Here is a 14322-nt window from a genome sequence, read left to right as displayed (position 1 = left end):
TATTCTAGGTACCTACCATAATATGTACATTAAGGAAGAAATGGACTTATACATATTTTCATTGAAAGAGAGGGGAAATCGTTGACTATAAACAATACAGAATTAGAGAAATATTTAGTAGAATTCAAACGTGACCTTCATATGAATCCAGAGTTATCAAATGAAGAATACGAAACAACTCAAAAAATTAAAGAAGCACTAAAGTCTCAAAACATTACCATCCTTGATTTACCGTTGCAAACAGGCGTCATTGCGGAAATTAAAGGAAGCACACCTGGTCCGACTATTGCGCTTCGTGCCGATATTGACGCACTCCCGATTTTAGAACAGGCGGATGTGGCGTTCCCATCTACAAACAAAGGAATCATGCACGCATGTGGACATGATTTTCACACGTCTGTTATATTAGGAGCCGCTTTTTTATTAAAGCAAGTAGAAGAAAAGTTAGCAGGAACTATCCGCTTCATCTTCCAGCCAGCAGAAGAAACATCTCATGGTGCGAAAGCAATTTTAGAAACAGGGGCATTGGATGATGTCGATGCGATATTCGGACTTCATAATGACCCAACTTTACGAGTAGGCGAGCTGGGGACAAAACATGGGGTATTAACAGCCGCTGTGGACCGTTTTGAAATAAAGGTAACAGCAACAGGTGCACATGCAGCAAAACCGGAAGAAGGAAATGACCCGATTATTATTACGAGTCACATCATTTCGGCGCTTCAAACGATTATTAGCCGAAACGTCGCACCGCGAGAAGCAGCTGTGCTCAGTATTACGCAAATACATAGCGGAAATACATGGAATGTGATCCCAGATTCCGCTTATTTAGAAGGAACCGTTCGTACATTTAGTAGAACAGAACGAGCATTTATTGAAAAGCGTATGCAGCAAGTGTTACATGGTATTGGTGTCACATTTGATGCAAACATTGAATTCTTCTGGCATCCAGGACCGCCATCCGTTGATAATACACCGGAATGGGCCGATTTCGCCTTTGAAATTGGAGATAAAACAGGCTATACCACGAAAACCCTCGAAGCTAGCTCTATCGGCGAAGACTTCGCTTTATATCAAGAAAAAATCCCTGGTGTCTTCGTCATGATTGGCTCAGGCGGACCATATGACTTACACCACCCAAAATTCAAAATAGATGATACAGCACTCTTCCCAGCTTCACAGTATTTCTATGAATTAGCGGTTGGAGCATTGGAGAAATCGAATCTAAAATAAAAAAGGAAACCCATAAGCTGCTGTCTTATGGGTTTCCCCTTTTTTATAGTTTGTGTTGGAGTCCCGCCAATCTGTGTCGAATTCATGCCGAATTCCGGTCAACTCTAAAAGAACTCCTCTTTTCTTGGTATCTTTGAAAAACAGCGATTGTAATCGCAAGCCAGCAGCCGCTCGCCAAGTATCCAGCGATAATATCACTAGGATAATGCACACCTAGATAGATTCGGCTTATTCCAATCGTAACAATCATGGCACTGCTAAAGATAATCAACAAGCTTCGTCCCCATCTAGTAGGAATATGACGCCATAGTAAAAAAGCAAGAATCCCATACATAGACGCCGCATTCATCGCATGTCCGCTCGGAAAGCTGTACCCTCCAATTTCAATCAACCTATGTAAATCCGGGCGGGCTCGTTGAAAAAACTCTTTTAAGAGACGATTTAAAATAGGCGTACCAACAAGCACGATAGTAAATAAAATAAGCTCTATTCGATGCTTCAATACTGCATATAAAAGTGCCATCGTGAACAGAGAAATAACAATAATTGCCTTGAATGATCCGATAAACGTAAAAAATTTCATAACCGCTGTTAAAGATGGCGATTCCAGCCCTTGAACAAAGGCAATGATTGCACGATCAAATGCCGTAACTTCATTTTGACTAAATAACAATGCCATCATACTAAACCCAATCAAGAATACAATGCCTAAAATAATAATCCACGATAACTGAAACTTACCATTCAAAACAAGCACTCCCCTCAAAACATAAGAAATAGGGTAACTATGTAACCTTACTCATTATTTTTAATCATCTTATCATTCCCTACTCGTCCTTACCTTCTTTTTCTCCAATAATTTCATCAACTAATTTTTCTGCTGTTCTTCGATATACGTTGCTCATCTGAACAAGTGAAGCGATCAATAAAACTTGCTCCAGATAGGACTGATCACGATCTTCTAGCGCTTGCATTTCCTCTTTTACATCCTTGATATGCTCCTTTATCTCTTCATAAAAATTCTCAACATTTTTCGTATTCACAGTCAGAACACTATTATAAAAGTCATCTAACCGGAACTCTTCCTCCACAACCTTCCGATTTAAGCCTTCAAGCAGCTCTTTAATATCATTAATAGATAGAACCCCTTTCAATTGATAAATAAGACTGATTAAAATCAGATGCTCTTTAGAATACTTTTTATTCTTAATTGGAAAAAATAATTTTCCTTTTGCATAGTTGTTAACCATTGTTTTTGTCAGAACTTTTTCTTCTTCATTTCTTTTCGTCCCATTAAATTTATTCTCAAATAACTGAATCACTTGGTCCATATATAAATCAATTTCTGGAATGTCATTTAAAGAAATATGACTTTCCAGTTCTAGCTGATTTAAAATATCCTGTATGTTTTTCATCCAAAAACCACCCATATTCATTTTTATAGCTATTATTTTATCCCATTAAAAACACTTCGTAAACCTTGACTATATATCGTTATACATATATGATTTTATGTAGTTATTAAAACTACATAAAGGCGTGTTGATATTATGAACCAATATATTCGAGAACCTATTAATGGATTTACCCATTTAGCTGGAGCGATTTTAGCTTTTATTGGATTGCTGGCACTAGTCATCAAAGCATCCTCTACAGGAGGATCTCCCCTGACAATTACCGCTGTCATCCTATTTGGCTTAAGCATGATTCTTCTGTATTCTGCATCCGCTGCGTATCACATGGTTATTGCCAAAGACAGAGTGATTACTTTTTTAAGAAAACTAGATCATTCCATGATTTTCATTTTAATTACTGGAACATATATTCCATTTTGCTTAATCAGTTTGCGCGGAGTAACAGGATGGGCGTTATTTTTCATTATTTCTTTCATTGCGATATGTGGAATTTCTTTTAAAATGATTTGGTTTAATTGTCCCCGCTGGCTCTCTACTTCCTTATATATTGCCATGGGTTGGATGATTATTGTTGCTATTATTCCTTTATCCGATGTTTTAAGTATGACAGGCGTATTTCTCTTAATTCTTGGTGGAGTTATTTATACATTAGGAGGCCTCATTTATGCAGTTAAACCCAAATGGCTTACTTATAAGGGCTGGGGGTTTCATGAGATTTTTCATATTTTTATTCTGTTAGGAAGCTTAGCCCACTTTATGAGTGTTTACTTTTTTGTACTGTAACATCTCGCACATCGTCAAAAAACTCCGATACATAATCGTATCGGAGTTCACTTTTTATTATTTAATTCCTTCAAGAACGGAAAGATCAATCAAGCCTTTAATATCGTTGCTTGGAATATAGTTGGCTTCTTTACTAATATCAGCCATTTCTTGAATTACTTTTTCATTTACATCTGTTGTTACTTGTAAGCGGGAGAACGCCGCCTCTACTTCATCTTTCTTCAACTCTTTACCTGTTAAATCTTTCAAATGCTTCATAACGATTTCTTGGCTTTCTTCAGGGTTGTTTTGAATAAATTCTACCGCTTTTTTATGGGCTTTTAAATAAGAAGCAGCCAGACCGTCTTTCTCTAAAAACTCCTTACTAGCAGCCACTACTGTATTCGTAGAATCTTTGCCCCAAGCGAATTTATCCCAATCTAAAAGTAACTTACCATCTGCTTGATTTTCTAACACATAGCCCCATGGTTCCTGAGTAGCTGCCGCATCCACTGATTTTTGAACGAAAAGAGAAACCGTATCTGCAGGAGCTGACGCAAATAATTCTACTGAACCACCATTTGTTGTTGGTTTTAAATCCACCTCTTGAAGCGCTTTTCTAAGCATGATATCTTGTGTACTACCAATAACCGGAATAGCTACTTTTTTACCGTCTAAATCCTTTAGATCTTTAATATTGCTCGCTTCACTTGTAACAAGTACAGCCCCGCCATTAACTGCTCCAGAAATCAAATGATAATTTGGATTTTTCACATAGAAGTTAAGCAGCGGTCCAGGACCAACTGTACCAACATCGATTGCTTTTGTAGCCATCGCTTCCATAAATAATCCACCATTGCTAACTGTTTTTGTTTCAATTTTCACATCTTTACCGAATGCTTCTTCAAAATAGCCTTTTTCAAGCGCTACAATTGTCGCGATATGCGTTAAGTTCGGGAAGTAACCAATTTTAACTGTTTTTTCATCAGAACCAGTTTCTGCTTTTTCTTCTTTTTGATCAGATTGTGCACAACCGCTTAATATACCAATAAATAGTATAGAAGCAATGAGTGTAAACAATAACTTTTTCATCTTCTGTTCTCCTTTTTAAATGAGTAATTTCTACAAACTAGCGTGAACTAACTCCCCACTTTAATTGAACGTTGCGTTCTAAGCGAGAAAATACAACATTGTCTACAATCGTTCCGATAATAGCAATAATAATCATAACCGAAATAACTAAATCCATTTGACCAAGTGATCGGCCCATTTCTAATAGTTGACCAAGGCCGCCGCCTCCGCCAAGCAGCTCTCCTGCCATTAAGGCGCGCCAAGAAAACGCCCAAGCAATACGTAAACCAGAAATGATTTGCGGCACGGAAGCCGGTAAAATGACCGTACGTAAAAAGTGAAAACCGCTTGATCCATATGTTTTAGCAACCCGTTGATATAGCTGAGGAACATTTTTGAAGCCGCTCGTAGCATTGACTGTCATCGTCCAAGTAGCCCCAATCGTTACGATAAAAAGAATGGAAAAATCATTTAATCCAAACCAAATAATCGCAAGCGGAAACCAAACAATACTTGGAATGGACTGCAGAGCTGTCACAACAAAGCCGAGCGTATCTTCCACAAGCTTGTAGCGCCAAATAAAATAGCCTAGAATAAGCCCGATAACAATAGCTATCGTAAACCCAAGTAAAATCCGGCCTATACTTTTTAAAATAGCTTCCGTAATTTGTCCACTTATTATACCGTTAACCAATGTATCTAATACCTGAAGAAGGCCTGGAAACATAAAATCAGGAAGGCTTGAAAGTCTAGATGTGACTTCCCATATCACCGCTATCATTGCGATGAACAGGACCCGTCTTAAAGCTGTAGTCATCTCCCATTTCCTCCTTCAATACTTTTTCAATTTCCTCCTGTAAAATACTCAAAACTTTCTGCTCCGTATGTAATGTAACACTATCGGGCATAACTCCGTCTTTCATCGATGGGACCGAAATAATGTCTTTGATTTTCCCTGGACGAGTAGCAAAGACAACAACCTTTTCTGAAAGTTGAACAGCTTCTCGAATATTATGAGTAATAAAGAAAATCGTGACTTTTGTTTTTCTCCAAATTTCTATAAGCTCTTTATGTAACACCATTCGTGTCTGTTCATCTAGTGCTGAGAACGGCTCATCCATTAATAAAATATCCGGTTCCATTACCAACGCTCTTGCGATAGCAACCCTTTGCTTCATACCTCCTGATAACTGATGAGGATACGAATCTACATAACGGCTAAGGTGAACCATCTTTAACACTTCTAACGCTTTTGCCTCAGCTTCTGCTTTCGACATTTTCTTCAGCTTCAAACCATATGTAACATTCTCTAATACAGTTAGCCATGGGAACAATCCCGCCTCTTGGAAGACAACAACTCGCTCTGGCCCAGGCTTCTTCACCTTTTGGCCTGCCACTCGTATATCTCCAGCATCTGGCCGATCAAGTCCTGCAATTAAATAGAGCAGCGTTGATTTCCCACAGCCCGATGGTCCAACAATCGAAACAAAGCTTCCTTTTTCAGCTTCAATATTAATATTATCGAGTACTTTTACTCGTTCTTTCTTCTCATTAACAAAGCTTTTTTCAATTCCATTAATCGTTAAATACATGCAACACACCTCGCTTCAAATCTAAGTTGTCTAATTTCAATGTTGTTTCTAAATCATAATTAATCCTATGAATTTCGTCAATATTGTTAAGAAATAATTTTATATTCTTTACCTACTTCTTTAAAACCTTTCTATATTCAATAGTTTTAGTCAAATATTCTACTATTATTTAGTGGAATTTACTGTATTAAAATAACAATATTTTCAATCGGTATCAAAATCCCCAACAGAAACTCAAGAATTTTATGATTTATCAAACAATAAAAAGACCATTCCCTATTATAATGGAATGGTCTTTTTATTTCATTACTTCGATAGAAATACAGGCTTTCTTTTTTCAATAAAGGCTGCTGTTCCTTCTGACTTATCTTCTGTAGAGAAGAGAACCGCTTGAGCAAGGCGCTCGATCATGAGTCCTGTTTTCATATCAACATCTGAGCCTAAGTGAATCGCAACCTTCGCAAGCTTCACCGCAAGAGGACCTTTCGCTAAAATTTGTTTCGCTGTTTCTTCTACTTTATCCTTTAAATCAGCAAGTGGAACGACTTCAGACACTAAGCCAATCTGTTTCGCTTCTTCCGCTGAAATAAATTTGCCTAGTAAAATCATTTCGATTGCTTTTCCTTTCCCAACTAGTCGTGTAAGTCGTTGGGTTCCACCAGCACTTGGAATAATCGATAAATTTAATTCTGGCAATCCCATTTTCGCATGATCTGCAATGAGGCGAATATCACAAGCCATCGCTAATTCACAGCCGCCGCCTAGCGCAACCCCATTAATCATCGCAATCGTCGGTTTTTCATACGATTCAATATAATCATAGACTTCTTGCATTCCTCCGGCTTGTAACATATCCAATGCTTGACGCGCATTCAACTGATTAATATCAGCACCGGCTGCAAAAGCTTTGTCTCCTTGTCCACGGAACACGACACAACCGACTTCGCGATCGTTTTTTAGTTCTTCTAGTGCTTCTACAATCTCCGCTAACGTTTCCTTACTTAACCGATTTCTTACTTCTGGTAGATTAATAATGATATAAGCTAGATTTCCCTCTCGTTCAACTAAAATCGTTTCATAAATTGTCACTCCGAGTCCCCCTTATCCTTATGAATTAGTTTGTAGGTTTTCAATAAGAATTGCCATTCCTTGTCCGCCGCCTATACAAAGAGCTGCAACTCCATAACGTCCGCCTCTTCGTTTTAATTCATGCATTAATGTCACGACAATACGTGCACCTGTTGCACCTAGTGGATGTCCTAATGCGATTGCTCCACCATTTACATTGCATTTCTCAGGGTCAATTCCTAGCTCTCTCTGAACAGCTAACGCTTGTGAAGCAAACGCTTCATTGATTTCAAATAAATCAATATCTTCAATTGATAATTCCGTGCGCTCTAACAGCTTTTGAACAGCTGGTACAGGCCCAATTCCCATAATTTCTGGTGGTACACCAACCGCTGCCCAATCCACAATAGCTGCATATGGTTGAAGATTTTGAGCGGCTGCTTCTTCCTCTGACATAAGTAAAACCGCAGCTGCCCCGTCGTTACGGCCGCATGCATTTCCTGCTGTAACCGAACCGTCTGGTTTGAAAGCAGGTTTCAATGTTCCTAACTTCTCCAATGTCGTTTCCGGACGTGGATGTTCATCTGTGTCCACAACAATCGTTGAGCGTTTTACTTGGACAGTTACTGGAGCAATTTCCTCACGAAATACATCTTGTTTAATTGCTCGATCTGCACGTTGTTGGCTTTCATAAGCAAACTTATCTTGGTCTTCTCGTGAAACGTTATATTTCTCAGCAACATTTTCTGCTGTTATCCCCATACCTAATTGATAACCGTACGTCTCTTGAGGCTGTTGTCCATTTTCCTTATTTGAATCGACCAACTGAGTCTGATCGCCGCCAAAGCGTGAACCACGAATGAAAATCGGTGCATTACTCATGCTTTCTGTCCCGCCTGCAATGACAACTTTCGCTTGACCTGATTGAATTTGTTGAACACCTGAAGCAATAGCTTGCATACCAGATGCACAAAGACGGTTAACAGTGAAAGCTGGTGTACTTGAAGGAATACCTGCTCGCAGTGCAGCCACACGAGCAACATTAGAAGCTTCTGACGTTTGACGAACTTCTCCTAAGATTACTTCATCCACAATTGTTGGAGACACATTCGCTTTTTCTAGTACACTTTCAATTACTCTTGAAGCTAAGAATCCTGATTTTACATCTTTTAATACTCCGCCATAACGTCCAATTGGTGTACGTACTCCATCAACAATAACAATTCGATTCTTTTTCATTTTTTCTTCCCCCTTAGTTATATTCTTTATTTAATTGACCGATAATAATATTTTTTTGAATTTCTGAAGTTCCTTCATAAATACGCGTAATACGGGCATCACGATAAAAACGTTCAATTGGATAGTCCGCAATATAACCAATTCCGCCATGTATTTGTACGGCTTTATCAGCAACACGATTGTAGACTTCTGAACCAAATAGCTTTAACATTGCTGCTTCTTTAATAACCTTCTTCCCCTCATCGACCATCTGAGCGACGCGATATGTAAAAGATCTTAGCGCCTCAATGTCAACGGCCATTTCGGATAACATATGAGCAACAGCTTGATGCTCAATAATTGGCACATTAAACTGAACACGCTCTTTTGCATACATCATCGATAAATCAAGCAGCTTCTGAGCGGAACCTAAATTTCGAGCGGCTAAACCTGCACGGCCATTAGCTAAAATTTTGAGTGCATTAACATACCCTTGTCCTTCTTCACTTAACACATTTTCAACAGGTACTTCACAATCTTCCATAATGATTTCTGCAGAATGGGAACCACGCAGACCCATTTTTTTCTCGACAGCTCCTACATGAAAACCTGGAAAGTCTTTTTCAATAATGAAAGAAGTAATTCCTTTCGCACCTTTTGAAGGATCCGTTACAGCCATCACTGTGAATATATCGGCTTCTGGCGCATTTGTAATATAATGTTTCAAGCCGTTTAAAATATATTTATCGCCTTTTCTAACGGCCGTTGTTTTCAAATTCGTCGCATTCGATCCTGCTTGCGGCTCTGTCAGAGCAAAGGCACCAATCCGATTTCCCGCAGCCATATCAGGCAAATACTTTCTCTTTTGCGCTTCATTGCCCATCTCTACAATTCCAACCGTTCCAATTCCTGTATGTGCACCAATCAAGGTCGTATAGCCGTTATGTGTAGCACCGATTTCTTCATACAGCGCACATTTCCCGACCATACCGAGTCCCAGCCCGCCATACTCTTCCGGGATACTTAGTCCAAACAATCCCATCTCTCTAGATAGTTGAACAATTCTCTCAGGAATACGGTTTTCTTCTTCAATCTGCATCGCAACCGCTTCTACTTCCGTTTGAATAAAATCGCGAACGTTCTTTTTTAATAATTGAATATCTTCACTGATTGTTGAATTCATAATTTATTGCCCTCCTCATCGTATGTATAAAATCCTCGACCAGTTTTTTTGCCGAGCCAGCCTGCTTTCACATATTTCTTGAGAATCGGACAAGGACGATATTTCTCCCCTAATGTTGCATATAAATATTCCATATTACGTAACCGTGTATCGAGACCGACTAAATCAGCCAATTCAAGCGGGCCCATCGGATGATTCAAGCCTAGCTTCATCGCTTTGTCGATATCTTCAATCGACCCTACACCTTCCATGACCATATTCATCGCTTCATTTCCAATTAAGCAATTCATTCGACCGGCAGCAAAACCAGGAAATTCATTAATTTTTACACACTCTTTACCTAGGCTTTGCCCAAACTCCATACTCGTTTGGATTGTCTCTTCACTTGTTTCAAGTCCACAAATAACTTCAATCAGTTTCATCTTATGAACAGGGTTAAAGAAATGAAGAGCGATACATTGACCCGGCCTAGATGTTTGTGAAGCAATTTCTGTAGGACTCATTGTTGATGTATTCGTAGCGAGTATAGCGTGTGGAGGAGCAAATGTATCAAGTGCTTTGAAAATCTCCACTTTTAGATCCATCAGTTCTAGTACAGCTTCAATCACTAAATCAGCAGATTTTACCGCTTGTTGTAAATCTGTTTCAAACTGAATGGACACAGAATCTGTAAATTTGCGAATATACGTTTCACATCGCTGTAAAGATTCTTCACTTACATCTTGTACGACAACATCATATCCTGCCTGTACACAAGCAAGAGCAATTCCTCTTCCCATCGTGCCTGCACCAATTACTGTAATGTTCTTCATTTCTCTCTCCCCAATCACTTAGACTCTTTGTTCAATTCGTTTCCCGTTCTCATCGTATTCATAGAAACCTTTACCCGTTTTCTTGCCTAACTCCCCTTTTTCTACTTTCGCCGCTACCACCGCTGCTGGTCGGTCTTTCTCATCACCACTTTCTGAGTAGCGTTGCATACGTACAAAGTAATTCACATCAATGCCCGTTAAATCCATAAGAGCAAACGGTCCAATCGGATGATTTAGCGCCTTCGTCACAACAAGATCGATTTCCTCATGTGAGGCATAGCCGTTTTCATATAGGAAAACCGCTTCATCCATTAACTTCCCAAGAATACGATTCGCAATAAAGCCGGAAATCTCTTTCTTTAATAACACTGGTATCTTACCAATCGATTTAATAAAATCGACGCTCTTTTCCGCTGTTTGATCAGATGTATGCGGTCCTTTTACGACCTCAACTAAATCCATAACGAGCACAGGATTAAAGAAATGAATGTTACATACTTTTTCAGGACGACGAACCGAATCAGCTAGCTTAGAGCTTACGATAGTCGAACTGTTCGTTGCCAAAATCGCATGCTCTGGCACGATGCGATCCAACTGTTGGAACAATGCTTGTTTCGCTTCTAACTTTTCGACAATTGCTTCAATGACTAAATCACTATTTTGTAAGTCTGTTAGTTCCGTTGTAAACGTAAGCCTAGCGAATGCGCTTTCAACCTGTTCTTCGGTAAACTTCCCTTTTTTCACACGTCTTTCCATTTGTTCTCTTAGAAAAGCTTCGGCCTTTTGTAAACTTTCCGTTGCAATATCTTGTAAAATAACTGGATATCCACCAAGGGCGGTAACCATCGCAATTTGTGACCCCATCGCTCCAGCTCCGACTACTCCTACTCGTTTAATCTCTTGATTTCCCACTATTATTCTCCTCCTTTTTCTAATTCTTCTTTGATTAATAGACGCTTTAGTAATTTCCCTACACCATTTCGCGGTAATTGATCTCTTACTTCAATGACTTTCGGAACTTTGTATGGCGTTAATTTTGTATAGCAATACCCTCGAATTTCATCAAGATCGAGTGTACAACCATTTTTCGGCACAACATAAGCTTTCACCATTTCGCCATTTTCTCGATCAGGTATTCCAACAACGGCCGCTTCCTGAATATCTGGATGTTCATATAGGACTCCTTCTACTTCCTGAGGATAAATATTAAATCCGCCTAAAATAATCATTTCCTTCTTTCTTCCAACAATATAGAAGTAACCTTCCTCATCCATCGTAGCGAGGTCCCCTGTGTGCAACCAGCCATTTTGCAACGCTTGGGCACTTTCAGACACATTATTCCAATATCCCTTCGTCACTTGAGGTCCTTTAATCAAAAGTTCGCCTACCATATTGGTACCAAGCTCTTTGTTATCTTCATCCACAATCTTACAATCTGTTTCAGGGACAGGAATACCGATACTCCCAACCTTGTGTTCTCCATTAATTGGTGTACGGTGTGTAGTCGGTGATGTTTCTGACATACCGAACCCTTCCAAAATAGAGGCACCTGTCAGCTCTTTAAACCTATGAATAATTTCTACAGGCAAAGGAGCCGATCCTGAAGAACAAACTTTTAACGACTCTAACCCCGAAGTAGATGCGTTTGGATGATTGACGAATGAAATATACATTTTAGGAACACCTGGAAACATCGTTGGTCGATGTTTTTTTACTTGTTGAAGAACGTGATCTACATTAAACTTCTCGATGACTAATAACCGGGCACCTAAATAAATCCCTAGATTCATAGCAGCTGTCATCGCATACACATGATAGAGAGGAGTTACAGTTAGAACCGTTTCTTGGCCAAATTCCACTCGTTGACGATATAGCACAAAGCTTTGATAAACATTTGCAACTAAGTTATAGTGCGTTAACATCGCACCCTTCACTTTCCCTGTCGTTCCCCCTGTATACTGAATAATCGCAACATCTTCTACAGGATTAATCGGTGCAGCGTGTTGAAGCGGGGAAGCTGACTCGATTAATTCCTTCATCGAGTCTCCCCATTCAACTTCATGAGCACTTACGGTTGTCGATAACGTTACCTGCTTAAAAGAAAAGACTTCACGAATCGTATCAACTGTTGCGACAGAACGAGCATCTACCACGATATAAGCAATATGAGAATCTTGGACAATTTGCAGCAATTCTCTTGGTGTATAAGCAGGGTTGATTTGAACAACAATCGCACCGATTGCCTGAGCAGCATAATAAGAAACGATATAATCTGGATGATTGGCGACCATAACGCCGATTCGCTCTCCCTGCCGAACGCCCTTATTTATCCATGCCTGAGCTAAACAATCCACTCTTCGTTTAAGTTCGTTATACGTAATTTCTCGATTCTCAAAAATAATGGCCGGCTGTTCTCCAAATCGCTGAACCGAAGTCTCGAACATGGCATACAATGAAATCTTCGGAATATGAAACGTATCTTTTATTTCTTCATAATATTTGTTCCACGGCTTTACTTGTTCCGTTTCCAAGATTACTTCACCTTCCTTTTATGATCCAACCTGTTCCGATAATTCTGATTCGTCTGATTGAACTTGCTCAGTAGGTCTGACAAAAATCATAAACAACGCGGAGAAAATAAGAACAAGCACAGCCATAAAGGCAATGGACAGGTTATATCCAAATATTTTTGTAGCTGCTAAATTCACAATGAACCCTGTTAAAATAGGGGCAACGATACCAGCCAAGTTACCAGAAGAAGTTAGAATACTTGTCATAAGCCCACGGCGTTCCGGCATTTCATTAATCATAATCGTTGGACCAATCGGCAGAATCGCATACGTAAGCCCTTTCGCTAAACACATCGCGGTAATGACCCAAATCGGATTATGAAACACTAGAATAGATAACATGCTCAATGAACCAATAAGCATCGCACCACCAGTTACATATACACGTGAAATTTTCCAGTCTTGAGTCTTCTTAAATACAGCGTCGGATAACACAGACACTCCCATATAAAGTACAACAGACGCAATCCCGACAGCCGCTACTGCAAAGCCCATTTGTCCATTACTCATTCCTGTTACTTCAACAAGATAAAGTGGCAACCATGTCGCCAACCAGACAACGATGAAATACGTGGAAAAATAAGCAAGTGTCGTAAATAAAGCGACGCGTGATGTAAGGATATACTTAAGATCTTTTAATTTAAATTTTTCAGGGGCAGCCTTCTTCTTAGCTTTTTCATACGCTTCCACTGGTGATTCTTTCGTTAAGAATTTGAAGGCTACAGCCCAAACAAGACTTGCAAGACCTAGTGCAGCGAAAGCATATTTCCAGCCCCACGCTGTAATCATCGCTACAAGAAGAGGGGCAACAATCATCGCGCCAACTGTCGCGCCAGATACAACAACAGAGTTCGCGAATCCACGTTGCTTTGGAGGAAACCATTTATCTGCATGACTATAAGCGACAGGACTGAACGGTCCTTCAAAAGCACCTAATAAGAGGCGATACACGATTAATAATGGAAGGGCTGTAATGGCGATTACTCCGAACTGAAGGACAGCCCATGTTAGCATTAGAAACCCTAATACTTTTTTGGCTCCTACTTTATCCGCCCATGCTGCACCGAAAATTCCAGTAACAGGATATAACCAATAATAAGCGCTTCCAACAAGTCCCCACTCTGCGTAGGATAGTTTGAAATCTTCCATAATTGGAACCGCTGCCAATCCAATGATCGATTTATCTGCGAAGTTAATCATCATACCAAAAAACAATAAAACGAGAACTATCCAACGCATACCTTCGCCTCACTCTCTAGAGATTAATTTTCGTCAAGCACGTTTCTAGAAATAATCAATCTTTGGATTTCATTTGTTCCTTCATAAATTTGAGTAATGCGGGCATCACGATAAAAACGCTCTACTGGATAATCGGATACATACCCCATACCACCATGA

The 14322-nt window shown here is 39.5% G+C and carries 15 protein-coding genes; 2 read left to right on the top strand and 13 right to left on the bottom strand.

Features of this window, described 5'->3' with window-relative positions; genetic code table 11:
- Positions 1-81: 81 nt before the first annotated feature.
- A complete protein-coding gene (locus tag D1953_RS19190) occupies positions 82-1233 on the top strand; it encodes an amidohydrolase (RefSeq protein ID WP_281271580.1) in 1152 nt (383 codons plus the stop codon).
- Between the two features lie 82 nt (positions 1234-1315).
- Here the strand turns inward: D1953_RS19190 and D1953_RS19185 are convergent, their stop codons facing one another.
- Positions 1316-1981 carry a phosphatase PAP2 family protein gene (locus tag D1953_RS19185; protein ID WP_245980269.1) on the bottom strand — a complete coding sequence of 222 codons (666 nt, stop codon included), beginning with the start codon at positions 1979-1981 and terminating at the stop codon, positions 1316-1318.
- Positions 1982-2060: 79 nt separating this feature from the next.
- Complete coding sequence (locus D1953_RS19180) at positions 2061-2648, bottom strand: DUF1836 domain-containing protein (protein WP_119118757.1); 588 nt, start codon at positions 2646-2648, stop codon at positions 2061-2063.
- 135 nt (positions 2649-2783) lie between these two features.
- Between D1953_RS19180 and trhA the strand changes: the two genes are divergently transcribed.
- On the top strand, positions 2784-3431 hold the full coding sequence (trhA, locus tag D1953_RS19175) for a PAQR family membrane homeostasis protein TrhA (RefSeq protein ID WP_119118756.1): 648 nt from the start codon (positions 2784-2786) through the stop codon (positions 3429-3431).
- A gap of 57 nt (positions 3432-3488) precedes the next feature.
- On the opposite strand, the gene D1953_RS19170 is transcribed toward trhA, so the two are convergent.
- The 11 genes from D1953_RS19170 to D1953_RS19120 form a co-directional block, all read right to left on the bottom strand.
- Entirely contained in the window at positions 3489-4502 is a 1014-nt protein-coding gene (locus D1953_RS19170; RefSeq protein ID WP_119118755.1) for an aliphatic sulfonate ABC transporter substrate-binding protein, read from the bottom strand.
- Between the two features lie 37 nt (positions 4503-4539).
- The gene (locus D1953_RS19165) at positions 4540-5298 is read right to left on the bottom strand and encodes an ABC transporter permease (protein WP_119118754.1); all 759 of its coding nucleotides are present in this window, start codon (positions 5296-5298) and stop codon (positions 4540-4542) included.
- The gene (locus tag D1953_RS19160; protein WP_119118753.1) at positions 5231-6073 is read right to left on the bottom strand and encodes an ABC transporter ATP-binding protein; all 843 of its coding nucleotides are present in this window, start codon (positions 6071-6073) and stop codon (positions 5231-5233) included. Before D1953_RS19160 ends, D1953_RS19165 begins: the two co-directional genes overlap by 68 nt.
- 306 nt (positions 6074-6379) lie before the next feature.
- On the bottom strand, positions 6380-7162 hold the full coding sequence (locus D1953_RS19155) for an enoyl-CoA hydratase/isomerase family protein (RefSeq protein WP_119118752.1): 783 nt from the start codon (positions 7160-7162) through the stop codon (positions 6380-6382).
- 18 nt (positions 7163-7180) lie between these two features.
- Positions 7181-8380, bottom strand: coding sequence for a thiolase family protein (locus D1953_RS19150; RefSeq protein WP_119118751.1), 1200 nt, complete (start codon positions 8378-8380; stop codon positions 7181-7183).
- A 13-nt stretch (positions 8381-8393) separates the two neighbouring features.
- Positions 8394-9542, bottom strand: a complete 1149-nt coding sequence (locus D1953_RS19145; protein WP_119118750.1) for an acyl-CoA dehydrogenase family protein — start codon at positions 9540-9542, stop codon at positions 8394-8396.
- Complete coding sequence (locus D1953_RS19140; RefSeq protein ID WP_119118749.1) at positions 9539-10354, bottom strand: 3-hydroxyacyl-CoA dehydrogenase family protein; 816 nt, start codon at positions 10352-10354, stop codon at positions 9539-9541. The genes D1953_RS19145 and D1953_RS19140 overlap by 4 nt, the downstream gene beginning before the upstream one ends.
- Positions 10355-10372: 18 nt before the next feature.
- On the bottom strand, positions 10373-11266 hold the full coding sequence (locus D1953_RS19135; protein ID WP_119118748.1) for a 3-hydroxyacyl-CoA dehydrogenase family protein: 894 nt from the start codon (positions 11264-11266) through the stop codon (positions 10373-10375).
- A gap of 2 nt (positions 11267-11268) precedes the next feature.
- Entirely contained in the window at positions 11269-12885 is a 1617-nt protein-coding gene (locus D1953_RS19130; protein WP_119118747.1) for a long-chain-fatty-acid--CoA ligase, read from the bottom strand.
- 18 nt (positions 12886-12903) lie between these two features.
- Positions 12904-14163: an MFS transporter gene (locus tag D1953_RS19125; protein ID WP_119118746.1), complete on the bottom strand. Its 1260-nt coding sequence runs from the start codon at positions 14161-14163 to the stop codon at positions 12904-12906.
- A gap of 23 nt (positions 14164-14186) precedes the next feature.
- A partial coding sequence (locus D1953_RS19120) for an acyl-CoA dehydrogenase family protein (RefSeq protein WP_281271581.1) occupies positions 14187-14322 on the bottom strand: 136 nt, incomplete at its 5' end.

The organism is Peribacillus asahii, from assembly GCF_003570725.1.
GTDB classification, from domain to species: domain Bacteria; phylum Bacillota; class Bacilli; order Bacillales; family DSM-1321; genus Peribacillus; species Peribacillus asahii.
Note: the sequence above shows the minus strand (reverse complement) of the source record. Positions and strands in the feature narration are given on the sequence as shown.